This is a genomic window from Candidatus Pantoea symbiotica (assembly GCF_056491525.1).
Genome location: NZ_JBSZHR010000002.1, coordinates 4,012,897 through 4,036,970 on the forward strand (window position 1 = coordinate 4,012,897; position 24,074 = coordinate 4,036,970).

A 24,074-nucleotide genomic window follows, 5' to 3' on the forward strand; every position below is an offset into this window, starting at 1 on the left:
AAACGTTGATGTCGAATTCTTATGACTCCTCAAGTATCAAAGTCCTGAAAGGGCTTGATGCGGTACGCAAACGCCCGGGCATGTACATCGGCGATACGGATGACGGCACCGGTCTGCATCACATGGTATTCGAAGTCGTGGATAACGCAATCGACGAAGCGCTCGCCGGTCACTGTAGTGATATTACCGTTACTATTCATGCAGATAACTCTGTCTCAGTGCAAGATGATGGCCGTGGTATTCCTACCGGCATTCACCCGGAAGAGGGCGTCTCTGCTGCTGAAGTGATCATGACCGTCCTACACGCCGGCGGTAAATTTGATGATAACTCGTATAAAGTTTCCGGTGGTCTGCACGGCGTTGGCGTTTCAGTCGTAAATGCCCTGTCGCAGAAGCTGGAGCTGACCATTCGCCGTGAAGGTAAAGTGCATCAGCAGGTTTATCAGCACGGCGTGCCGCAGGCACCGCTGGCGGTTTCCGGTGATACCGATGCAACCGGTACTCGCGTGCGCTTCTGGCCGAGCTACGAAACCTTCACCAACGTGATTGAGTTTGAGTACGAAATCCTGGCAAAACGCCTGCGTGAACTGTCGTTCCTCAACTCTGGCGTCTCAATTCGTCTGGAAGACAAGCGCGACGGCAAGAACGATCACTTCCACTACGAAGGTGGCATCAAGGCGTTTGTTGAGTATCTCAACAAGAACAAAACCCCAATTCATCCAACGGTGTTCTACTTCTCGACTGAGAAAGATGGCATCGGCGTAGAAGTGGCGCTGCAGTGGAACGATGGTTTCCAGGAAAACATCTACTGCTTCACCAACAACATTCCACAGCGCGACGGCGGTACGCATCTGGCCGGCTTCCGTGCGGCAATGACGCGTACGCTAAACGCCTACATGGACAAAGAAGGCTACAGCAAAAAAGCCAAAGTCAGCGCGACCGGTGACGATGCGCGTGAAGGTTTGATTGCCGTGGTTTCCGTGAAAGTGCCGGATCCGAAATTCTCATCTCAGACCAAAGATAAGCTGGTCTCTTCAGAGGTGAAATCGGCGGTTGAGCAGCAGATGAACGAACTGCTGGCGGAATACCTGCTGGAAAACCCGTCTGACGCGAAAATTGTGGTCGGTAAAATCATCGATGCGGCGCGTGCGCGTGAAGCAGCCCGTCGTGCACGTGAAATGACTCGCCGTAAAGGCGCGCTGGATTTGGCCGGACTGCCGGGCAAACTGGCCGACTGTCAGGAGCGCGATCCGGCGCTGTCTGAAATCTACCTTGTGGAAGGGGACTCAGCGGGCGGCTCAGCAAAACAGGGCCGTAACCGTAAGAACCAGGCGATTCTGCCGTTGAAAGGTAAAATCCTCAACGTAGAGAAAGCGCGTTTCGACAAGATGCTCGCTTCGCAGGAAGTTGCCACGCTGATCACCGCGCTGGGCTGTGGTATCGGCCGCGATGAATACAATCCGGACAAACTGCGTTATCACAGCATCATCATCATGACCGATGCGGACGTCGACGGCTCGCACATTCGTACGCTGCTGTTGACCTTCTTCTATCGTCAGATGCCAGAAATCGTCGAACGTGGTCACGTCTACATTGCTCAGCCGCCACTGTACAAAGTGAAGAAAGGCAAGCAAGAACAGTATATTAAAGACGACGAAGCGATGGATCAGTATCAGATTTCTATCGCACTCGACGGCGCAACGTTGCACACCAATGCCAGCGCACCGGCATTGGGCGGTCAGCCGCTGGAAACGCTGGTGGCTGATTTCAACGGCACGCAGCGCATGATCAAACGTATGGAGCGCCGTTTCCCTACGGCTCTGCTACGCGGCCTGATCTACCATCCAACCTTAAGCGACCTCAGCAATGAAGCCGACGTGAAGGGCTGGATTGACGGTTTAGTGGCCTATTTGACCGAGCGTGAAGCGCACGGCAGCAGCTACCTTGCGCACGTCCGCGCTAACCATGAGCAGAACCTGTTTGAACCGGTGCTGCGAGTGCGTACGCACGGCGTGGATACTGATTATCCGCTGGATAGCGAGTTCATCGATGGACCGGAATACCGCAAAATCTGTGCGCTGGGCGAACAGCTGCGCGGCCTGATCGAAGAAGATGCCTATATCGAACGTGGCGAACGTCGTCAGCCGGTCACCAGCTTCGAGCAGGCGATTGAGTGGCTGGTGAAAGAATCACGTCGCGGCCTGTCAGTACAGCGTTATAAAGGTTTGGGTGAGATGAACCCAGAGCAGCTGTGGGAAACCACCATGGATCCAGATAGCCGCCGCATGTTGCGTGTGACCATCAAGGATGCGATTGCTGCCGATCAGCTGTTCACCACCTTGATGGGCGATGCGGTAGAACCACGTCGCGCCTTCATTGAAGAGAATGCGCTGAAAGCCGCCAACATCGATATCTAATCGACACGGCAAAACGTAATAACCCTTCCCTGGTGGAAGGGTTTTTTGTTTTCAGCGCGGGACAGAGAAACGGAAGCAAGCGCCCGATGTTTGATCATCCAGACGGATATCACGCTCATGCAGTTGCAGGATGCGGCGCACCACCATCAACCCCAAACCCCCGCTATTTTTGCGCGTGCTGGCATGCGTTAACGCAGATGGACGCTCAAACAGCGTGGCGCGTAAATTATCAGGAATGCCCGGCCCGGAATCTTTCAGGCTCACTTCTACCTCACGATCGGCGCTGCGTAACGTCACCTCAATGGTGCCCGCTTCCGGCGTATGCTTGATCGCATTATCAAACAGGTTGGTCAGCACGCGATCGATCATCGAAACATCGGCATTCACCTGTGGCAGCTGCTCTGGCATATCCACCACAAAGCGGATATTGCGCGTGCTGGCCATTAACTCAAACTTCTGTACCACATCGTAAGTCAGTTCCGAGAGGCTAAACATCTCTCGATTAGGCTTGATCACGCCATATTCCAGCTGTGCCAGCTCAAATAGCTGCTGCGCCAGCATGCTAACTTTCTGGCTTTGCGACAGCGCGATGTGCAGATAACGCTGACTCTCGGCCGATTTCAGGCTGTCCGATTTATACAGCAGGGTTTCGAGGTAGCCATGCAAAGTGGTGAGCGGCGTACGCAGATCGTGCGAGATATTGGCAACAAAATCGCGGCGCAGCTGGTCCTGATAAGCCAGCTTTTCCCACTGAAAAGCGACGCGTCGCGCCATGCCGACAAAGGCACCTTGCAACAAACTCACTTCATCTTTTTCATGAGGTTTTGGCAGCGGGAGATCAGCCAGTTGTTTTATCTCGGTCATGTCTTCACGGTTGAGTTGGCGAACGCGCTGCGTTAACTGACGCATAGGCCGCGTGATCAAACTAAACGCCACCGCGCCCGCCGTCAGGCCAAATAACACCACCAGTAAAGATGACCAGAAAGACGTGCGCATCAGAATATCAATCTGTGCTTCCTGCGCCAGCTGGTGATAGTTCTCGCCCTGCAATATCACATACAGATAGCCCACCGTTTGACCATTACGCGCCAGCGGTGCCACGCTAAATACTTTATTTTCCTGCAGATTACGCGGATCATCACCGTATACCGGCGATGTCGCGCCATTCAGTTGCGCCTGTATGGGCTTCAGGCTTACATGGGTGCGTTTGATATGACCTGGCGGCGCCGCATCGGCGAGAATGTTGCCCTGCAAGTCCAGCAAATAGACTTCCACGCTGGGATTGAGCACCATCAAATCGCTAAACAGTGCCTTCATTAGCGGCAAGTTAACGCCTTTTTCACCAATCATATTGGGATTGAGGCTGGCGATGCTACGCGCCAATCCATCGGACAAACGCTGCACCACCGCGCTACCATATTGCGCGTTAATACGAATCTGCATCCAACCTGACAGCAGTGTGCAAAGTAACAGCAAAGAAGCGAAAACCAGCGCCAGGCGCTGGCTGAGTGTCAGGCGTTTCATCATTATTAACCTAATTCGCAGGTAGCGAGAATTTGTAGCCTTTTCCCCACACCGTAAGGATGTAGTGCGGTTCAGCAGGATTATCTTCAATTTTTAACCGTAAGCGGTTGATGTGTGTATTCACAGTGTGTTCATAGCCATCATGTTGATAGCCCCAAACCTGATTAAGCAGGTTGAGGCGGGAGAACACTTTTCCCGGATGTTTGGCGAAGTGATAGAGCAGATCGAATTCCCGAGGCGTTAAGGTGATTGGCTTACTGTCCAGCCAGACTTCACGTGCCACCGGATCAATCATTAATGCGCCCAGCTGTAAGGTGCCGGCCTCCATGCGTGAATTTAAGTTCATCGCTTCCTGACGCCGAAACAGCGCTTTAAGTCGCGCCACCAATTCCAGCACCGAAAAAGGCTTCGGCAGATAATCATCTGCACCCAACTCAAGACCCAACACGCGATGCACTTCACTGGAGCGTGCGCTGATCATAATGATCGGCGTATAGCGCTTCATGGCGCGTGCCCGGCGACAGATTTCCAGCCCATCGATACCGGGCAACATCAGATCGAGAATTAAGGCGTCCCAATGCTGAGATTCCAGAAGCTTAACGGCGAGATTTCCGTCTGCGGCATGTGTTACATCATAGCCTTCATCCTGAAAGTTTAAGCGCAGAACGTCGGCAATCCCGCTGTCATCTTCGACGATAAGTACTTTTTTTGCGTCAGACATCATCCCTTCCTGCTTCGCTAATTTAATCAATGTTACCGCTTAAAGCCCCTCAGAGTTTTCACATTTTGTTTAACTCGACGTGAGGCTTTGGTGAACAACAATTGGCCACAATAGCATCCAGACATGAGTGATTGAGGTCAGACATGGATGGAAATTATTGCGTCTGCACCGGGGAAAGTGGCTGACGTTATCAAGCCAAATGGAAGGTAAACAGAGAATGAGCTCATGCGTCTATTGAGACATTTCTTGTCATACGGCTCGGCGGAATGACGGCAGAATGCGGCCTGAATTTATTGATGGGACCGGTTAAATGGAGATGCAGATGGATGATAAATCAAAATGTTCAGCCGTGATCCATCCGTGGTGGTTACGCGTTTGTCACTGGATGAATGCTGCGGCCATTGTGATTATGACGCTGAGCGGATGGCGTATTTATAACGCTTCTCCACTCTTTGATTTTCGCTTTCCCGGTGAGATTACTCTCGGCGGTTGGTTGGGTGGTGCGTTGCAATGGCACTTCGCCGCGATGTGGATTTTCGCCGCAAATGGTGTGGTTTATCTGCTGATGAACCTGTTTACCGGTCGCTTCGGTAAGAAGTTTCTGCCGCTGAGTTTGCGCGGATTCTTACATGATGCACTCAGCGCGCTGAAAGGCAAATTAGCCCATGCAGATTTACGTCAATACAACAATGTACAGCGCGCCGCTTATCTGTTTGTGATGGTGGTTTGCCTGCTGCTGGTGCTGTCTGGCTTAGTGCTGTGGAAATCGGTGCAGTTTGGACTGTTACGAGACCTGCTGGGCGGTTATGAAGCGGCACGTTACATCCACTTTTATGCCATGTCAGCGTTGGTGGGATTTGTCGCGGTACATATTGTGATGGTGGCGCTGGTACCAAAAACGCTGCTCGCAATGTTGCGCGGACGCTAAGGAGAGCGAAATGAAAAAAATTGATGTTGATCTTTCGCCCAGCGATGCAGATGCCTTGGTCAAAGAGGCGCAGCAGTTACTGGCACGCAAACTGGATTCATCCTCACGTCGACGCTTTTTACGTCAGGGCTTAACGCTCGGCGGCGTAGTGATGTTAACCGGCTGCGATCTCACTGATAAACCGGACGTTGATAGCGTGCTGAATAAATTTTCCCGCTTCAACGATCGTGTGCAGAGCTGGCTGTTTAATCCGGCCAATCTGTCACCGGAATACAGCGCCGATCGTATCTCGCAATCTTTTCCGTTTAACGCGTTTTACGGTGAGGAAGATATCCCGCAGATCAATGGCGACCAGTGGCGCCTGGAGATTGCCGGGCTGGTGAATGATAAGCGTAGCTGGTCGCTGCCTGAGCTCTACAACATGCAGCAGGTTGATCAGATAACGCGCCATATCTGCGTTGAAGGTTGGAGTGAGATTGGTCGCTGGGGCGGCGTGCGTTTTGCTGATTTCCTGAAGCTGATTGGTGCCGACACCACAGCCAAATACGTCAGCTTCAAGTGTGCGGATGATTATTACACCAGCATCGATATGGCATCGGCGCTGCATCCGCAAACCATCATGGCATTGAGCTGGGATGGACGAATTCTACCGCCTGAATATGGTTATCCGATGAAGATCCGTATTCCCACCAAACTGGGATACAAAAATCCGAAGCATATTCAGGTGATAGAAATAACCAATCGTTATACCGGTGGTTACTGGGAAGACGAGGGCTACAACTGGTTCGGCGGAAGCTGATCCCTTAACTCGGTGCCATATTGCGCCAACACCTTTTATAAACCCTAGAAATGTAAGGAAACACCCGATGAAAAACGTAATCGTAGCAACCTTTATCGCTTCAATGATGACCATGTCTGTGGCTTACGCTGCTGATACCATGGGCAAAGACGCCATGAAAAAAGACGAAATGGGCATGAAGAAAGATGCCATGCACAAAGACGCGATGGGCATGAAAAAAGATGCCATGAAGAAAGACGAAATGGGCATGAAGAAAGATGCCATGAAGAAAGACGAAATGGGCATGAAGAAAGATGCCATGAAGAAAGACGAAATGGGCATGAAGAAAGATGCCATGAAGAAAGACGAAATGGGCATGAAGAAAGATGCCATGAAGAAAGACGAAATGGGCATGAAGAAAGACGAAATGGGCATGAAAAAAGATGCCATGAAGAAAGATGAAATGGGCATGAAAAAAGACGCCATGAGCCACTAAGATCATCCTCTTACTCCATGTATGTCGGGCCATCACTTTCGTGATGGCCTTTTTCTTTACGGGGAAAAAATCTGAAGTCGGGTGCGAAACTGGTCAATGTGAGCTGAATCGCGCTAGCATTGATCAAAACCCTGACTCAACGAGGACGTTATGGCTATAAAACTGGTTGCAATCGATATGGACGGCACGCTGCTCAATCCGCAGCACGAGATCACGCCTGCAGTTAAATCGGCCATTGAGCGCGCACATAAAAAAGGTGTGATGGTGGTGCTCACTACCGGCCGTCCTTTCGTCGGCATTCAGCGCTATTTAATGGAGCTGAATCTGGTTGATGAAGGCCAATACTGCATCAGCTACAACGGTGCGCTGGTGCATCGCGCTAATGATGGCGAGTGCGTCGCGGAAATCACGCTGGGTTTTGATGACTATTTATATATCGAACAGCTGGCGCGCGACCTTGGCGTCCACTTCCAGGCCTTCGACAAATCCTTCCTCTATACGCCGAACAAAGACATCAGCGAATTCACCATCCACGAAGCGAGCCTGACCGGTATTCCAGTGCGCTATCGTTCCGTGGAAGAGATGGATCGCGCCACGCGTTTCCCTAAGCTGATGATGATCGATAAGCCCGATCTGCTGGATTCTGCCATTCAGCGCTTGCCGCAGCAGGCACGCGACAACTACACCATTCTCAAAAGCGCGCCTTACTACCTCGAAATCCTCGATTCCCGCGTGAATAAAGGTCAAGGCGTGAAAATGCTGGCGGAGAAGCTCGGCCTGGCGCGCGAAGAAGTGATGGCAATTGGCGATCAGGAAAATGATCTGGCAATGATTGAGTATGCCGGAACCGGCGTAGCAATGGGCAATGCCATTGATTCGGTGAAGAAAATCGCGCAGTTCATTACCAAAACCAATATGGAAGACGGCGTAGCGCACGCCATTGAAGAGCTGGTGCTGTAAACCCTTCTTATTCTCCTCACGCTGTTTTTTGGTCGCCATAAATGGCGACCCTACAAACTTCACCAAGCCACTGTAGGGTCGCCATTCATGGCGACCTTATTACATCATCGCACATGCATTGTCTATTTTGTGATCCAGATTGTAGTACAACTTAACTTAATGGTACTACAATCGGCGGCGCAGGTCAGGGCGGCGGTTAGGCTTCGCTACGCGAAAGCAGTAATCTGATGCGTAACTGCCTTTCATTGAATGGAACATCATGACACAAGAACAATTAAGCAAAACAGAGCGCATCATCCTGACGCTGGGTGAAGAAATTGTGGCCGGCAAATTTGTACCGGGCGCGGCGTTACCCGCCGAAGCTGAGCTGTGTGAGCGCTTCGGCACCTCGCGCAACATCATCCGCGAAGTATTTCGCTCGCTGATGGCGAAACGTTTGATGGAGATGAAGCGCTATCGCGGCGCGTTCGTCACGCCGCGCAATCACTGGAACTATCTCGATAGCGACGTATTGCAGTGGGCGCTGGCGCACGATCAGGACCCGCGTCTGATTGCCGCCATGAACGAAGTACGTGTGCTGGTCGAGCCGCAGATTGCGCGCTGGTCAGCCGAACGCGCCACCTCAAGCGATCTGGCTGCGATTGAACTGGCATACAACGACATGGTTGCTAACCACCTCAATCGTGATGCCTTCAATGAAGCGGATATCCGCTATCACGAAGCGGTGCTGAATTCGGTACACAATCCGGTGCTGCAGCAGCTCAACGTGGCGATCAGCCAGCTGCAAAAAGCGGTGTTCGCGCAAACCTACATGGCGGACGAAGGCAACATGCCGCGCACGCTCGCCGAACACAAAGCGCTGTTCGATGCCATTCGTCATCAGGATGGCGATGCTGCTGAGCAGGCGGCGAAAGCGATGATTGCCAGCTCCACGGCGCGACTCAAGGAGATTATGTGACCCGCTATATTGCGATTGATTGGGGCTCAACCAACCTGCGCGCCTGGCATTATCAGGACGACGTTTGCATCGATGAGCGTCGTTCGGAAGCCGGCGTCACGCGCCTGGGCGACCGTACGCCAGCGGAAGTGTTTGCCAGCATCACTGCCGGTTGGCCAGTCAACGACGTGCCGGTGGTGATGGCGGGCATGGTGGGCAGCAATGCCGGCTGGCTGTCGGTGCCGTATCTCTCCTGTCCGGTGGCGCTGGGCGAAATCGCTAGCCGCCTGACGCGCGTTGAGGATAAAGCGTGGATCGTGCCGGGATTGAGTGTCGAACGTGCTGACAACTGCAACGTTATGCGCGGTGAAGAGACGCAGCTGCTCGGCGCGTTAGAACTGCAACCTGCGCCGCTCTACGTGATGCCAGGCACGCACGCCAAATGGGTGAAGATGGAACAGGATCGCGTGCTGGATTTCCGCACCGTGATGACCGGTGAACTGCATCATCTGCTGCTGAAACAGTCGCTGATTGGCGCGGGTTTACCCGAGCAGCAAGAGAACGCGGCAGCTTTTCGCGAAGGCGTGCAAGTCGGCAGCAACGATGCTTCGATTCTCTCGCGCCTGTTTGAAGTCCGCGCTTCTCACGTGCTCGGCGCACGCGATCGCCGCCATATCAGTGACTTTCTTTCAGGCTTGCTGATTGGTCACGAAGTGGCGCTGATGACGCAACAGGCCAACGCCACAAGCCGACCGATCACCATTATTGCCGGTAGCGCGCTGGCGCAACGTTATCAGCAGGCGCTGCAGTTTATCGGCATGGATTCAGTCACGCTGGAAGGCGATCGTGCTTTCCAGCACGGAATAAGGAGTATTGCGAATGTCCTGGCAAACTAAAGTCCCGCTGATCGCCATTTTGCGCGGCATCACGCCGGATGAAGCCGAAGCGCACGTTGGCGCACTGATTGAAGCGGGTTTCGATGCGATTGAAATCCCACTTAACTCGCCGGAATGGGCGAAAAGCATCGGCGCGATGGTGAAGACCTTCGGCGATAAAGCGCTGATTGGCGCGGGTACGGTGCTGAATCCGGCGCAGGTCGATGAGCTGGCGACGCTGAACAGCAAATTAGTCGTCACGCCGAACACCGATGCCGCAGTAATCCGCCAGGCGGTCGCCAAAGGGATGATCGTCGCCGCCGGTTGCGCCACCGCGACCGAAGCGTTCACCGCCTTACAGGCCGGTGCGCAGGCGCTGAAAATTTTCCCGTCGTCAGCTTTTGGTCCGGGCTACATCAAAGCGCTGAAAGCGGTGTTGCCGCCGGAAGTGCCGGTGTTTGCCGTGGGCGGCGTGACGCCGGAAAACCTGCATGAATTTATGGCCGCAGGCTGCATCGGCGCGGGCCTGGGCAGCGATCTCTATCGCGCCGGCCAACCGCTGTCACGCACTGTGGAACAGGCTCGCGCATTTATTGCTGCATATAAGGACGCTGTACGATGAAAATTACCAAACTGACCACTTATCGCCTGCCGCCGCGCTGGATGTTCCTGAAGATTGAAACTGACGAAGGCATTGTCGGCTGGGGCGAACCGGTGGTTGAAGGCCGCGCGCGCAGCGTGGAAGCGGCGGTACATGAGCTGTCGGAATACCTGATTGGTCAGGATCCGGCGCGCATCAACGATTTATGGCAGGTGATGTATCGCGGCGGCTTCTATCGCGGCGGCCCGATTCTGATGAGCGCCATCGCCGGTATCGATCAGGCATTGTGGGATATCAAAGGCAAAGCGCTCGGCGTGCCGGTTTATCAACTGCTCGGCGGTTTAGTACGCGACAGCATCAAAGCCTACAGCTGGGTGGGCGGCGATCGTCCCGCAGATGTGATTGATGGCATCAAGAAACTGCGCACCATCGGTTTTGATACCTTCAAACTCAACGGCTGCGAAGAGATGGGCATTATCGATAACGCGTGCAAAGTCGATGACGCCGTGAATACCGTGGCGCAGATCCGTGAAGCCTTTGGCAAAGAGATTGAGTTTGGCCTCGATTTCCACGGCCGCGTTAGCGCGCCAATGGCAAAAGTGCTGATCAAAGAGCTGGAACCCTATCGCCCGCTGTTTATTGAAGAGCCAGTGCTGGCGGAGCAGGCGGAATATTATCCGCGTCTGGCAGCGCAAACTCACATTCCTATCGCCGCTGGCGAACGCATGTTCTCGCGCTTTGAGTTCAAACGCGTGCTGGAAGCGGGTGGATTGGCGATTCTGCAACCGGATCTGTCACACGCGGGTGGTATTACCGAGTGCTACAAAATTGCTGCGATGGCCGAATCTTACGATGTGGCGCTGGCTCCACACTGTCCGCTGGGCCCAATCGCGCTGGCCGCGTGCCTGCACGTTGACTTCGTCTCACGCAATGCGGTGTTCCAGGAGCAGAGCATGGGGATTCACTATAATCAGGGCGCTGAATTGCTCGATTACGTGATCAATAAAGACGATTTTAAAATGGATGACGGTCATTTCTATCCGTTAAATAAACCGGGCCTCGGCGTGGAAATTAACGAAGAGCTGGTGATTGAACGCAGTAAAAATGCCCCTGACTGGCGTAATCCCTTATGGAGATTCCCGGATGGTTCTGTCGCCGAGTGGTAATTAATACGTATTAAATTTTATTAAATCTCGATAATTATATGCCGGTGAAATAGGGCATAGGGCTTCGCTCAGTCTGTTTCCCGGCACAGCTTATTTACCGCTAATGCGGTTTTACCTTTGATATCGCTACCCTACATTTGCCGGGGCGTGCTCTGTCGCGCCTAAACGGCAAAAACGATTACGGAGAAACACCATGGATCTCTCTGCTGTTCAGGCCAAACCGACGCGCCGTCGTTATATCACGCTGCTGATGATATTTATTACGGTGGTCATTTGTTATGTCGATCGCGCTAATTTAGCCGTCGCGTCCGCGCATATTCAGGAAGAGTTCGGTATTACCAAAGCGCAAATGGGTTATGTATTCTCAGCCTTTGCCTGGTTATATACGCTGTGCCAGATTCCCGGCGGCTGGTTCCTCGATCGCGTGGGTTCACGCTTAACCTATTTTATTGCCATCTTTGGCTGGTCGGTTGCGACCTTATTACAGGGTTTCGCCAGCGGATTATTATCGTTAATTGGTCTGCGTGCGATTACCGGCATATTTGAAGCGCCGGCTTTCCCTACCAATAATCGCCTGGTAACCAGCTGGTTCCCCGAGCAGGAGCGCGCTTCCGCCGTCGGCTTCTACACGTCCGGTCAGTTTGTCGGCCTGGCGTTCCTCACGCCACTGCTGATCTGGATTCAGGAACTGCTGAGCTGGCATTGGGTGTTCATTATTACCGGCGGCATTGGCATCATCTGGTCGTTTATCTGGATCAAGTTCTATCAGGCACCGAGCCAGAGCAAAGGCATTAATAAAGCCGAGCTGGAATACATCCGTGAAGGCGGCGCGATGGTGGATGGCGATGCACCAAGCGAAAAGAAAACCCGCACCAAACTCACCGCCGCCGACTGGAAACTGGTGTTCCACCGCAAGCTGTGCGGCGTCTATCTCGGTCAGTTCGCCGTGACATCCACGCTGTGGTTCTTCCTGACCTGGTTTCCGAACTATCTGACGCAGGAAAAACACATCGCGGCGCTCACCGCGGGCTTTATGACTACCGTGCCATTCCTCGCGGCATTCGTTGGCGTGATTCTGTCGGGCATCGTCGCCGATCGTCTGGTACGCAGCGGCCGTTCGCTCGGCTTTGCGCGCAAAACGCCGATCATCTGCGGCCTGCTGATCTCCACCTGCATCATGGGCGCGAACTACACCAATGACCCCATCTGGATTATGACGCTGATGGCGATTGCCTTCTTCGGCAACGGTTTCGCCTCAATTACCTGGTCGCTGGTCTCCTCGCTGGCACCGGTGCGCCTGATTGGTTTGACCGGCGGCATGTTCAACTTTGTTGGCGGCCTGGGCGGCATCACCGTACCGCTGGTGGTGGGCTATCTGGCGCAGGATTACGGCTTTGCGCCGGCGCTGGTGTATATCTCGGCGGTGGCGCTGATCGGTGCACTGTCTTACATCCTGCTGGTCGGCGACGTGAAGCGCGTCGGTTAATACACGCCGTAGGGTCGCCATTCATGGCGACCTTGCCAATAACCGCACTGTAACCGCAACCCGGTTTATTCGCATCGCCCCCCTAAATCACGTAATTTATCCGGCAACTGTTAGATGGAAGGTTGCCTCATGTCAGAACAACAAATCACCTTTGCCGCGCGTCATCATCAACTCACCAACATCAACGTCTGGACCGGCGATAGCCAGTGGCTGGCATTTGATGTGCGGCCTTCCGGCGCCTCTTTTACCAGCCTGACCATTGAGCGCGTCAACGTGGCGAGCGGCGCCGTTGAGGTGCTTTATCAGGCACGCGATGGCGCACACGTTGGCGTGGTCACCGTCAGTCCGGATATGCCATCGCGTTACGTCTGTATTCATGGCCCGGAACATCCGGACGCGCACTGGCGCTACGATTTTCATCACCGACGTGGCGTGATCGTGCAGCAAGGCATCGCCGAGAACCTCGACGCCTGCGATATCACCGCACCTTACACGCCCGGCGCGCTGCGCGGTGGCTCGCATGTCCACGTCTTCAGCCCGGACGGTTCGCGCCTGAGTTTTACCTACAACGATCATGTGATGCATGAAAAAGATGCCGGCGATGACCTGCGCAACGTCGGCGTGGCCGTGCCGCTTCATCCGGTGTGTCCGCCCAAACAGCATCCGCGTGAATATGAGGGCAGCCATTATTGCGTTCTGGTCAGCCAGACGCAGCGCGATCCACAGCCGGGCAGCGACCAGATCGACCGCGCCTATGAAGAGTGCTGGATCGGGAATCCAGGATATCAGAAAGCGGATGGCAGTTGGCAGCGCTGGGCCATCGCCTTTATCGGCGATACGCGTGCGGCTAACGGCGACAAAGTGCCGGAAGTGTTCGTGGTGGATCTGCCCGCCGCGTTAGCCGATTACGCCAAAGCTGGCGCATCGCCCTTGCAGGGCACGGCGGATAAATTGCCTGCGCCGCCAGCTGGCGTGCAGCAGCGCCGCATCACATACACCAACGGCCTGGCACTGCAGCCGCGCCACTGGCTGCGCGCCTCAGCGGATGGCAGCGCCATCGCCTTTTTGCTGGCGGACGATCAGGGCGTGATTCAGCTGTGGACGGTTTCACCCAATGGCGGTCAGCCGCGTCAGGTGACGCAGTTAGCGAGCAGCATTCAGTCGGCGTTTAGCTGGCATCCACAAGGCGGCGCGATAAGCTTTATCTGTGATAACAGTGTGATGCGCTGTGAGATGGCGACGGGGAAATGTACGCGCTTGACGCCACGTAGCGATCAGGCGCCATCCGGTGATGCGGTGGTTTGGTCGCCGGATGGAGAAAAGATCGCTTATATGCGGGAAGTAGACGGCTGGCGGCAGCTGTTTTACGTTAGTGCGGCTGCGCGGGCATAGCAGCCGCGGTCGCCAGGCTGGATTGCGTGCCAGCCATTTTTTCGCTCTGCATCACGCGCTCGTGGATGGAATCCTTACTTTTATCGTCGTCAGAACGGAAGTAATCCCACGGCAGCAACACGGTATCCATTACCGCTGAGAACGGGAGATCGATCAGCGCCAGCGGCTTGATCGCCCAGCTGGTGTTGTCGTCAGTGATCATCTCTGCACTGGCGCGCGTGCCGGGATAGTAGCCCTGGCTGGCACCGGTGTGAGACATAACGCTGGAGCAGCCTGAGGTAACGAAGGTACTGCAAACCAGCACAGCTGTGAGCGGAAAGCGTTTCATCATATTCATCATCATCATCCCTTCAGTCATGGCATGGCCCTGGCTGGAGTGTGTCACCTGACGTTAAGCAAAGCTCTATGGCCGCGTCTTGGTTTCTCAGGCGAATCGTCCCCTGAGTGTATGTCATATCGTCAGAATTGCTGTAAAAAAATACGCATCAGCCCTTGAAAGCGACCAGGCTGCACCCACTTTTAAGGAACGGTCTTGTTGCTGTTGCCGGAAGGGACAACAACGGACTGCACAACCTGTCCATGGTGGAAGGTTGCCTAAACTTGCTGAATATCAGGAGTCTTATTATGCGTAATTTTGATCTCTCTCCACTTTATCGTTCTGCCATTGGTTTTGATCGCCTGTTTAACCTGCTTGAGTCCAACCAAAACCAGGCCAATGGTGGCTATCCTCCGTATAACGTTGAGCTGGTGGATGAGAATTTTTACCGTATCACCATTGCCGTGGCTGGCTTTGCCCAGAGCGAGTTAGATATCACCTCGCATGACAACGTGCTGGTGGTGCGCGGTGCGCATCCTGAAGAGCAGCCGGAGCGTAAGTACCTGTATCAGGGCATCGCCGAGCGTAACTTCGAGCGCAAATTCCAGCTGGCCGATCACATCACCGTGCGCGATGCGCGTCTGGAAAATGGTCTGCTGAGCATCGATTTAGTACGCATCGTCCCGGAAGAGGCGAAACCGCGTCGTATCGAAATCCTGTAATCAGGATCTGAGTTGAAAAAAACGCCGCTGAAAAGCGGCGTTTTTGTTTAGGTGCGCACCAATAATCGCTGACTGACCATGCCGCCAAACACGTTCACCAGCAGGCCAAGGATGATCACTGAAACCCCGATCATCTGCTGAATCGACAAGGTTTCACCGAGAATCAGCGCCGCGCTGAGAATTCCCACCACCGGCACCAGCAGCGATAACGGAGCCACGCGCCAGGTTTCATAGCGACTCAGCAGGTTGCCCCAAATCGCGTAGCCGACAATGGTGGCGATAAAGGCGAGATAGATCAGCGCCAACACCGTTTGCAGCGAGATGTGCAGCAGGCTGGTGACAATCGCCGCTTCGCCATCGAACAGCCACGAGCAGGCAAAAAACGGCACTATCGGCACCAGCGCACTCCACACCACCAGCGACATCACCGGCACTTTGCGGTTACGCAAAATGATTTTGTTGGTGATATTGCCGAGCCCCCACGACAGCGCCGCAGCCAGCGTCAGCATCATGGTGGTGAGCGTAATGCCCGCGGTGGTTTGGCCTTCCATGCCTGCGGTCGCCAGCATAAACATGCCGAGCGTCGCCACTAAAATGCCGGCGATGTGATTCCAGCGCAGCTTCTCCGCCAGGAACAGCGCGCCTAACAGCAAGGTGAAAAAGGCCTGCGCCTGCAGCACCAGCGACGCCAATCCTGCCGGCATGCCCAGCTTGATGGCGAGGAACAGAAAGGCGAACTGGCCAAAGCTGATGGTCATGCCATAAACGATCAGCCAGCGCAGCGGAATCGCCGGACGCTTCACAAACAAGATCGCCGGAAACGCCACCAGGCTAAAACGTAATCCCGCCAGCAAGAAGGGCGGCATGTCCTGCAGGCCCAGCTTAATCACCACAAAATTCACGCCCCACGCCACCACAACCAGCAGGGCTAACAACATATCTTTAACTGACATACTCATTCCTTCCTGCCGTAATCAGGCAGTTGCCGTTACCGGTGTCGCGATCTCGGCACAACATTCTTCACCGACAATCTTAAAGAAATCATCCACCTGTAAGGCAATGGAGCGATCCAGTGCGCCCGCGTTGAACCACAGCGTGCCGACGTCGCGCAGGCGCGCATCGACGCGCAGCGCCAGCCGGTCATCAAAACTAAACGGCGGCACCGCGCCCATCACGCACTGGGTTAACTCCTGCGCTTTCTCTGGCGGCGCAAAGCTCGACTTCTTGCCGCCAATGGCGCGTGCGGCGCTCTTGAAGTTGATCTTGCAGTCGCCCGGCACAATCGCCAGCAGATAGCGCGCATCTGCGCCATCCGGCATCGTCACTTCCAGCACCATCGCTTTGGCCGCCTGATTGAGATCGTTACCGCGAATCTCGCTAATCAGGTCGGTCTGGCCGATGGCTTCATGCTCCACCACGCGATAACGCGCCTGATGCTGATCCAGCAGGGCCGCTACTTTTTCATAGGTATTCATGCTCGTCTCCTCGTCGAAAACCTGGCGTTAACTCCAGGCGATGGCGTGTTTCATTTTTTTGTCGGTCAGGCCAAAGAAGAAGCCCATGGTGATGCGCGTGTCGCCTTCCACGCGATCAATTTCGTGATAAAACGCAGGGTTAAACAGATAGATATCGCCACTGCGCGGTGAGAACTCGCACACCTCGCTGTGCTCAATAACGCCGGTTTGATAACCGAGCTCGCCCGGCGTTTTGTAGTACTCGTCCACCGGCTGCCACTTCTTATTGAAGATGCGCAGCTCGCCGCCGGCGTTGCACTCCTGCAAACAGACCACGCAGCTGAGTTGATGCAGGATGTGGGTCACCGCCAATCCGCTGCCGGCGGCATCGCGCACGATGTTGTCGTTATGCAGGGGATTGGCGACGCCGTTTGCGTGGAAGCGCACAATCGAACCGGCGTAATCGCCCAATTCAGGTTCGTTAGCGGTTTGCAGGCTTTCCAGGCGCAGCGCGTGCTTAACCCAGTTGTAGATCTGATCGCGCAGGCAGTGCAGCGACGGCGGCAGCGCGGGCTGAATATCGCGCAGCTCGGTGAAGTAGTTCTCCGGCGCAGCGGTGTGCTTTGCCAGATAAGGACCGAGCGTGGTCAGCGCGCCGTTTGGATAGTGCGACACTCGCACCTGTTCGCGGCACTGCTGCAAATCGTCCACCACCGCTGCGCGCACGTCCGGCGTGAGGAAGTTACGTAACACCAGCAGCGGCACGCGCGCGGTGACGATGTCATCCAGCCAGGTGCTTTCCACAAACATGTTCGGATGAATAACGCGGATCTGATTGAAAATCGCCATGTTGATCACTCCCCAATAGGAAATTCATGAAGTTCATGGTTACTCATACGACGCCATTCAGACGCCGTGCCCAGTGCTGAAATAGGTTCAGAAGAGATGAAAGTGGTGTTGTTGTTCTGTAAGCGATGCAGCGTGAAATAGTTGGGATAGGGCGTATCGTCGGGATGCCATTGCCACGCCCAGGCTTTATCGCGGGTGACAAAAATGGCGTTGGCCGAACTGCCGCCCGGTGCGACTTGCGCCATCTTGTCGCGCAGATAATCGCGGGTGAAATCGGCGGGCGTGGCGCGATCCACCATATATTCGAGATACTCTGCGGAATCGAAACGCGACTCCGGCATACCCAATTGCTGATACACGGTGGGCAAAAAACCGTTATGCATCATGTACCACTGCGTTGCGCCGCTGGTGCGCCACAGCGGATGGGAAAATTCGATACCGTGATTTTTGCTCAGCGTGGCGTGGCGTACATGCACCGCCAGAAAGCGGCCGCGCAGGCGATCAACATCAATGGTCGGCAGCGCATCGGCGAAGGTGCCGGTGCCGTGCAGCGTGCGAATGTGCCCTTGTTCTAGCCATAAACAGCCCCAACCGTTGGGATGCTGTTTAATCGGACCTTCGTGCGTGGCGGTTTCACCGCAGCTCATGGCACGCGCGGCGTCCAGCACCGCAGCGGCATCAAATTGGCCGTGCGCCACAATCATTCTGCACATAGTAAATCTCTCCGTGTGGTGAGCGATGAGACCTCAAGAATCTGATGGAACACCGCCAAAATTTCGTCGCGGCTGGTGGCTGCGAGGCGGAAGGTGGCGAGAATGCCGGCGTGGCGGGTTAAATCGGCATACAGCGAAGAGCGCGGCGAAACCGCCAGCGCGGGCAGATTGAGCGGCGGCAACAGCTGACCGCGTTGATGCTGTTCGATCCAGCGTTCAGCCGCGTCATACTGCAAGCGCTGACGCAAACGCACGCGGCCCACCGCCTGCGGCTGCGGCGGGAAATGCAGCGGCGGCATGCCGTGACCGGCTTCAATGTGAAACGCCACTTCTGCCCAGTTGATGCCGGTAACTTCCTGCACCAAATTCACCACGCCCATGCCGGAAAGGCGGAAGCCCATTTCGAGGAAGTGCGGTTCGCCGTTGACCAAAATAAAGTCGATATGAAACGCGCCCTGACGATAGCCGAAGGTTTCGCAGCAGAAGCTCATCAGGCTGGTAAAGCTGGCGGGCAGCTGTTGCGCCGCCAGCGCCACATGACCGGATTCGTAAAAACTGACGCAGCCATCGGCATCGCTATGGTGTTCGATCACCTTTTGGCAGCACGTCAGAGCCACGGCGTGGCCGTCCGCCACCACGCCTTGCAGCGAATACTCATCGCCCGCCAGCCAGCTCTCAACGATAAATCCGCTGAAGCCGCGTCCGCCGTAATTCATGGTATCGACCAGTTTGCCAATCACCGCATCAAGCTGGCTGGCCTCTTTCACCAGCCAGATACCAAGCCCGCCGCCGCCATCAACCGGCTTAATCACGCAGGGATAGAGCAGCGCTTCACGCGCGTCCCGAATGCTGAGCGGCGAGGCAAAAAAGCGAAATTCCGGCTGCGGAAAGCGCTGCCAGGCTTTACGTAACGCCATGCGCTGCGCGTACTTATCCGGCGGAATAAAGCTCACACCGGCGTCGGGCCCCGCCAGCAGTTCGCGCACGCGGCCGGCGCTGGCGTTGTAGGCTTCAAAGCCAGCCAGCACCACGTGAGGATGCTCCATCAACCCGGCATGCAAACAGGCTTGCAGCACATCCCATGGATTTTCCGGGCGATCGAGCCGCACAATCAGATCGAACGGCAACGGGATGCTCAGCGATTGGTAATCGACGAAGTCGCCCATCTCCGCCAGCACGGTAAAGTAGCCCTCGCGTTTGGCCACCGCGCAGTAAGGATTTTGTCCGTCGCGGGTGGCGCCAATCTGCAGGAAAATCTTTCTCATCGCGTTGCCTTACCGGGTTAACGCCCGGAGATCACTTCAGTGACGACGTCTTGCATCACACCGTTATTCACCTGAATCACTGCTTTGTGCGGGTCAAAACGCAGCACGCGCGAAAGCGCATCGCCGCGCTGATCGTCCAGCAGTGAACTCACCTGCGCGCTGCGCCAGCAGTGACGCATCTGCGCCACGGTCAAACCAGAAAGTTGCTCCAGCTGCTGCGCCAGCAACAGATCGTCGCTTTCGCCGCGCAGCAGGGCGCGCACCGCCGCTTCGTCCGGCGCATCGACCAGCTGCTGCAGCCAGCTTTTCAGCTGATGGCCTTCGGTGATAAACGGCGAATAGATCATGCAAACCAGTTGGGTTTCATTGAGGCCAAATGCTTGTTCGGCGAACTGCGCAGCGCGCTGGCGGGCGCGCTTAATCGCCTCATCGTCCTGATAGCGTGCCGCCATCTCATCGATCAGCTGCGGCGGGAAATCCTTTTTCACCATCAGCCCGAGCGCAAAGCGCACATATTCGCGAATGCCTTCGGCGTAGCTACGCTGCAACAGCGTCTCCGCTCGCAGACCGCGAATATGTGCCATTAACGTCGGGTTACCGCAGTCCGATTCGGAGAAGCTGAACATCAGCTCATCAAAGCGGAAATGCATAAATTCGGTCAGCAGCGCCCAGTGCGCGCCGGCTTCATACGCGGTGTCTTGATAGATGTTGAAGAACAGCGGATCGCGTGCCAGCTGCCAGGTAATGCGGTGCGCGGGCGTCACCTGATCGGCACCGTAGATATCGGCGAAATAGCGCTCGGCCACGCCATCCAGCGTCTGCAGGAAGCCGCTAAAGCCGCGCGATTTATCTGCCACCGGCGCATCAAACAGCCGCGAAAGATGGCGCGCCCACGCCAGATAAGCGGTTTGTTCCTGCGGCGAATCGCCGGTGATGATCACATCAACGCCACCGTCGTAATGCGCTGCCAGGCCAAACGAGTTCACCATGCTGAGATTGCAGGCGTTACAAAAGGTGGATCGCGCATCGGCGCGGAAGCGGTGGCCATTCATCAGCACATCGTTGCGATTTTGCTGGCGCACGCTGTCGGGCATCGGTAAATGACGATCGAAGTGACGGATTTGCAGGCCGTCGGTCACCAGACATTCGGTAAAGTCATCATCAAGGATGTGCAGCGCGCGGTATACGCGATCGATATTCTCCATCACGCTGTCGTTCATCGCCGCATGACGGTTGGTGCTGATGCGCAGCTGAAAGGTGCTGCCGTGCTGCTGCCAGATCAGCCCCTGAATGTAGCGCACGTACGCCACCATATAGCTGCTGTCTTTGCCGCCGCCGTAGGCCAGCAGCACGCGGTTATTTTCCGGGTGCGCGGCATCGGGAAGTGCGGCCAATAAACGACGTGAACAGTGTTGCGCAGAATCGATAATCGTCGGGGTGAGATATCCACTAATCTCTCGCATCATGGTGGACAGATTATTCATTTTCACTTCATCCTTTGGCTAATAAAGTCGCTGTTGCCGTGCTGGCGGCAACAGACGGGAAATGGGCCACGAAGGTGCTACGGAATGAATTTTTTAGTCGGAAGCGGCACTGCAACTAATGCGTATGGTTATCAATTAACTAATGCAGCCTAAAGTACTTTGAATGTAATCTGGTGAAAACGCACAGATCCGGACGAAATAGGGTGGAACAGATGGCGGGTGAAACGGAACAGGGCAGTCGTTACCGTCAAATCGCAGAGCAGATAAAACAAGCCATTCACAGCGGCTCGCTGCCGCCCGACAGCCGTTTACCGTCGGTGCGCACGCTGGCGACGCAGTACAGCGTCAGCATGACCACCGCGCTGAAAACATTACGGACCCTTGAGGATGAGCACTACGCGGTGGCGCGTCCCAAGTCCGGTTTTTTTGTCGCTCCGCAGCCTGCTAATAAAACGTTTCCCACGGTGATCAACGAGCAAGCGCGCGAAGTGGCGCCGCTCGACGAGCAAACCGAGTTGCATCTGGCGATGCTCGGTTCAGACTGCCGCGTGCGGCTGGATCTGGCCAACGGCGATATCTCACTCTATCCGGTGAAGAAGATTGGTTTGCTGATGCGCCAGATGGGATACAGCAAACCGGCGTTGCTGGGCAACACCGTGAAGGGCACCGGCTATGCGCCGCTGAAAAATGAAATTGCGCGCCGCGCGGTGGATTATGGCTGCAATATCAACGCCGATGACATTCTGATCACCAATGGTTGCATCGAAGCGATATCGCTGGCCTTGCGCGCCACCACGCGGCCAGGCGATATCGTCGCGGTGGAATCGCCCTGCTATTTCGTGCTGCTGCAGATGCTGCATAACCTCAATCTGCGGGTAATTGAGGTGGAAGCCGGGCCGGAAGGCTATGTTAATGTGGAGAAACTCACCGCGCTGTTCCAGCGTAAGGCGGTGCAGGCCTATCTCACCATCAACAACATTAATAATCCGCTGGGCAAAAGCATTCCCAACGAGCAGAAAGCCTATATCGCGCGTCAGGCCGACGAGAACGATGTGGTGATCATTGAGGATGATATCTTCGGCGATACCGCATTCGGCGAACGTCGTCCGTTCCCGATGCGCGCCTTCAGCCCGAACGCTATTTTGTGCAGCGGCTTCTCGAAAACGGTCGCGCCGGGCATTCGCATTGGCTGGGTGCACAGCAGCAACTACATGCGCAAAATCGCCTCGCTGAAATACACCACCAGCATGGGCACGTCGGTATTGTCACAAGCGGCGATTGCCGAGCTGCTGCGCAGCGGCGGCTACGATGCGCATCTGCGTAAGCTACGGCGCGAGTTGAAGAATCAAATCCAGCATATGCGTCAGGCGGTGCTGCGCTACTTCCCGCCGGGCACGCGGGTTTCTGATCCCGAAGGCGGCTATGTGTTGTGGGTGGAAATGCCGATCGGCGCGCTGAATGTGCGCGCGCTGTTTCTCAAGGCGCGTAATGCGGGCATCGGGATCGCGCCGGGCCACATTTTCGCCACCGATCACCGCTACGATCACTGTTTTCGACTCAATGCCGGGTTTGGCTGGAATGCCGAAGTAGAGCAGGCGATTCAGCAACTGGCGCAGTGGTGCCAGTTGTCGTTGCCGGCGAATTGAGTTGTAGGGTCGCCATTTATGGCGACCTGGCCGAACACAGCACGATTATCGGCGACCTGCCGATTAATCGCTAAATGCAGCTTCCAGCTCTTCCGCCAGTATCTGCACCGCGCGCTCAATTTTCTCAGCATCCGGCACATAATTCATGCGCATGCATTGATGGGTGTGCGGCCATGCATGTTCCAGGCCGGGGAAGAAGAAGTGGCCGGGCACCATCAGCACGCCGCGCGCCTTCAGGCGCTGATACAGTGTTTCGGTGCTGATCGGCAGATCGCGGAACCACAGCCAGAGGAAAATCGCGCCTTCGGGTTTATGAATCAGGCAGCGATCTTCCGGCAGATAGCGGCGCAGAATCGCAATCGTTTCGCCTACTTTGGCCTGATAGAACGGCTTAATCACCTCTTCCGACAGACGCAGCAAATCCCCGCGCACAATCATCTCATTGGCAATCGCAGGGCCGATGCTGCCCGGTGCCAGACTGATAATCCCGTTCATGTTGCCAATTGCGGCGATTGTGCTCTCATCGGCGACGATAATGCCGCAACGTGCGCCCGGCAGGCCGAGTTTCGACAGGCTCATGCACAGAATGGTATTGGGATTCCACAGCGGGCGCGCTTCGCTAAAGATGATGCCGGGGAACGGCACGCCGTAGGCGTTATCAATCAGCAGCGGTACGCCGTGCTGCTGCGCCAGCGCATCCAGCTGCAGCAGTTCGTCATCGGTGATGACGTTGCCGGTTGGGTTGGTCGGGCGCGATACGCAAATCAAGCCGACATCGTCATTCAGCGGCAGATGATCGAAATCGACGTGATATTTGAACTGGCCTTCCGGCAGCAGCTCAATGTTGGGCTTGGCAGAGACAAACAGATCCTCTTCCAGACCGGCATCGGCGTAGCCGAGATATTCCGGTGCCAGCGGGAACAGCACGCGCTTTTTGCTGCCGTCGGCGCGACGTCCGGCGAACAGATTGAAGAGATAGAAGAACGCGCTCTGGCTGCCGTTGGTCAGCGCGATGTTTTGCGCGGTTAATGGCCAGCCAAGTTCGTCACGCAGCATCTTCGCCAGCGCATCCAGCAGCAGCGCTTTGCCGCGCGGACCATCGTAGTTGCACAGCGCTTCGCTCAGCTTGCCGTCCTGATGCATCTGCATCAGCAACTGGTTGAAATAGTCATTCATCGCCGGGATCTGCGCCGGATTACCACCGCCAAGCATGATGGTGCCGGGCGTGCGCAGGCCTTCACCCATGTCTTCCATCAGACGTGAGATGCCGGAGTGTTGAGTAAATTTGTCGCCGAACTGAGAAAAGGACATAGGAAGTTAAAACGTTGTGAAATCGAATGGGGA

The 24,074-nt window shown here is 55.4% G+C and carries 23 protein-coding genes; 13 read left to right on the forward strand and 10 right to left on the reverse strand.

The genetic code is table 11. The annotated features are described in order from the left end of the window. Nucleotides 1-8 precede the first annotated feature (8 nt). On the forward strand, nt 9-2,417 hold the full coding sequence (gyrB, locus tag ACXIZX_RS19340; RefSeq protein WP_008105298.1) for a DNA topoisomerase (ATP-hydrolyzing) subunit B: 2,409 nt from the start codon (nt 9-11) through the stop codon (nt 2,415-2,417). 51 nt (nt 2,418-2,468) lie between these two features. Here gyrB and ACXIZX_RS19345 read toward each other — a convergent pair whose 3' ends face one another. Further along, complete coding sequence (locus ACXIZX_RS19345; RefSeq protein ID WP_154156981.1) at nt 2,469-3,941, reverse strand: sensor histidine kinase; 1,473 nt, start codon at nt 3,939-3,941, stop codon at nt 2,469-2,471. 10 nt (nt 3,942-3,951) lie between these two features. After that, the gene (locus ACXIZX_RS19350; RefSeq protein WP_008105296.1) at nt 3,952-4,662 is read right to left on the reverse strand and encodes a response regulator transcription factor; all 711 of its coding nucleotides are present in this window, start codon (nt 4,660-4,662) and stop codon (nt 3,952-3,954) included. Between the two features lie 322 nt (nt 4,663-4,984). Here ACXIZX_RS19350 and ACXIZX_RS19355 point away from each other — a divergent pair, with 322 nt between their 5' ends. From ACXIZX_RS19355 to ACXIZX_RS19400, 10 genes are all read left to right on the forward strand, one after another. Beyond that, a complete protein-coding gene (locus tag ACXIZX_RS19355) occupies nt 4,985-5,590 on the forward strand; it encodes a cytochrome b/b6 domain-containing protein (protein ID WP_179452912.1) in 606 nt (201 codons plus the stop codon). A 10-nt stretch (nt 5,591-5,600) separates the two neighbouring features. Beyond that, a complete protein-coding gene (locus ACXIZX_RS19360) occupies nt 5,601-6,389 on the forward strand; it encodes a molybdopterin-dependent oxidoreductase (protein ID WP_008105294.1) in 789 nt (262 codons plus the stop codon). Nucleotides 6,390-6,456: 67 nt separating this feature from the next. Further along, complete coding sequence (locus tag ACXIZX_RS19365) at nt 6,457-6,864, forward strand: hypothetical protein (RefSeq protein ID WP_479404744.1); 408 nt, start codon at nt 6,457-6,459, stop codon at nt 6,862-6,864. Nucleotides 6,865-7,014: 150 nt separating this feature from the next. Continuing rightward, nucleotides 7,015-7,824 (forward strand): sugar-phosphatase, encoded by an 810-nt coding sequence (yidA, locus tag ACXIZX_RS19370; RefSeq protein ID WP_008105292.1) that lies wholly within the window; start codon nt 7,015-7,017, stop codon nt 7,822-7,824. 259 nt (nt 7,825-8,083) lie between these two features. Then, a complete protein-coding gene (locus ACXIZX_RS19375) occupies nt 8,084-8,782 on the forward strand; it encodes a FadR/GntR family transcriptional regulator (protein WP_101763893.1) in 699 nt (232 codons plus the stop codon). After that, nucleotides 8,779-9,657, forward strand: a complete 879-nt coding sequence (locus tag ACXIZX_RS19380; protein ID WP_179452910.1) for a 2-dehydro-3-deoxygalactonokinase — start codon at nt 8,779-8,781, stop codon at nt 9,655-9,657. The genes ACXIZX_RS19375 and ACXIZX_RS19380 overlap by 4 nt, the downstream gene beginning before the upstream one ends. After that, nucleotides 9,641-10,258: a 2-dehydro-3-deoxy-6-phosphogalactonate aldolase gene (locus tag ACXIZX_RS19385; protein WP_061719996.1), complete on the forward strand. Its 618-nt coding sequence runs from the start codon at nt 9,641-9,643 to the stop codon at nt 10,256-10,258. The genes ACXIZX_RS19380 and ACXIZX_RS19385 overlap by 17 nt, the downstream gene beginning before the upstream one ends. Next, on the forward strand, nt 10,255-11,403 hold the full coding sequence (gene dgoD, locus ACXIZX_RS19390; RefSeq protein WP_479404745.1) for a galactonate dehydratase: 1,149 nt from the start codon (nt 10,255-10,257) through the stop codon (nt 11,401-11,403). The genes ACXIZX_RS19385 and dgoD overlap by 4 nt, the downstream gene beginning before the upstream one ends. Nucleotides 11,404-11,596: 193 nt before the next feature. After that, on the forward strand, nt 11,597-12,889 hold the full coding sequence (locus ACXIZX_RS19395; RefSeq protein ID WP_154156947.1) for an MFS transporter: 1,293 nt from the start codon (nt 11,597-11,599) through the stop codon (nt 12,887-12,889). 129 nt (nt 12,890-13,018) lie between these two features. Beyond that, on the forward strand, nt 13,019-14,281 hold the full coding sequence (locus ACXIZX_RS19400; RefSeq protein ID WP_479404746.1) for a YidR family protein: 1,263 nt from the start codon (nt 13,019-13,021) through the stop codon (nt 14,279-14,281). Here the strand turns inward: ACXIZX_RS19400 and ACXIZX_RS19405 are convergent. After that, nucleotides 14,259-14,618 (reverse strand): YceK/YidQ family lipoprotein, encoded by a 360-nt coding sequence (locus tag ACXIZX_RS19405; protein WP_061720068.1) that lies wholly within the window; start codon nt 14,616-14,618, stop codon nt 14,259-14,261. The genes ACXIZX_RS19400 and ACXIZX_RS19405 overlap by 23 nt on opposite strands. Nucleotides 14,619-14,905: 287 nt before the next feature. Between ACXIZX_RS19405 and ibpA the strand changes: the two genes are divergently transcribed. Next, entirely contained in the window at nt 14,906-15,319 is a 414-nt protein-coding gene (gene ibpA, locus ACXIZX_RS19410; protein WP_008105285.1) for a small heat shock chaperone IbpA, read from the forward strand. 47 nt (nt 15,320-15,366) lie between these two features. Here ibpA and ACXIZX_RS19415 read toward each other — a convergent pair whose 3' ends face one another. From ACXIZX_RS19415 to ACXIZX_RS19440, 6 genes are read right to left on the reverse strand one after another with little or no spacing between them, the layout of a single operon-like run. Beyond that, nucleotides 15,367-16,272 (reverse strand): EamA family transporter, encoded by a 906-nt coding sequence (locus ACXIZX_RS19415; protein ID WP_154156945.1) that lies wholly within the window; start codon nt 16,270-16,272, stop codon nt 15,367-15,369. A gap of 21 nt (nt 16,273-16,293) precedes the next feature. Next, nucleotides 16,294-16,794, reverse strand: coding sequence for a YbaK/EbsC family protein (locus ACXIZX_RS19420; protein ID WP_008105283.1), 501 nt, complete (start codon nt 16,792-16,794; stop codon nt 16,294-16,296). Between the two features lie 27 nt (nt 16,795-16,821). Beyond that, nucleotides 16,822-17,622, reverse strand: a complete 801-nt coding sequence (locus ACXIZX_RS19425) for a 2OG-Fe(II)-dependent halogenase WelO5 family protein (RefSeq protein WP_154156943.1) — start codon at nt 17,620-17,622, stop codon at nt 16,822-16,824. Between the two features lie 5 nt (nt 17,623-17,627). Then, entirely contained in the window at nt 17,628-18,335 is a 708-nt protein-coding gene (locus tag ACXIZX_RS19430) for a class II glutamine amidotransferase (RefSeq protein ID WP_479404747.1), read from the reverse strand. Beyond that, entirely contained in the window at nt 18,323-19,600 is a 1,278-nt protein-coding gene (locus ACXIZX_RS19435) for an ATP-grasp domain-containing protein (protein WP_479404748.1), read from the reverse strand. Before ACXIZX_RS19435 ends, ACXIZX_RS19430 begins: the two co-directional genes overlap by 13 nt. Nucleotides 19,601-19,617: 17 nt before the next feature. Beyond that, complete coding sequence (locus ACXIZX_RS19440) at nt 19,618-21,084, reverse strand: hypothetical protein (protein ID WP_479404749.1); 1,467 nt, start codon at nt 21,082-21,084, stop codon at nt 19,618-19,620. 212 nt (nt 21,085-21,296) lie between these two features. Between ACXIZX_RS19440 and ACXIZX_RS19445 the strand changes: the two genes are divergently transcribed. Further along, nucleotides 21,297-22,730, forward strand: coding sequence for an aminotransferase-like domain-containing protein (locus tag ACXIZX_RS19445; RefSeq protein WP_479404750.1), 1,434 nt, complete (start codon nt 21,297-21,299; stop codon nt 22,728-22,730). 63 nt (nt 22,731-22,793) lie between these two features. Here ACXIZX_RS19445 and ACXIZX_RS19450 read toward each other — a convergent pair whose 3' ends face one another. Next, nucleotides 22,794-24,041, reverse strand: coding sequence for a valine--pyruvate transaminase (locus tag ACXIZX_RS19450; RefSeq protein WP_479404751.1), 1,248 nt, complete (start codon nt 24,039-24,041; stop codon nt 22,794-22,796). Nucleotides 24,042-24,074: the final 33 nt, after the last annotated feature.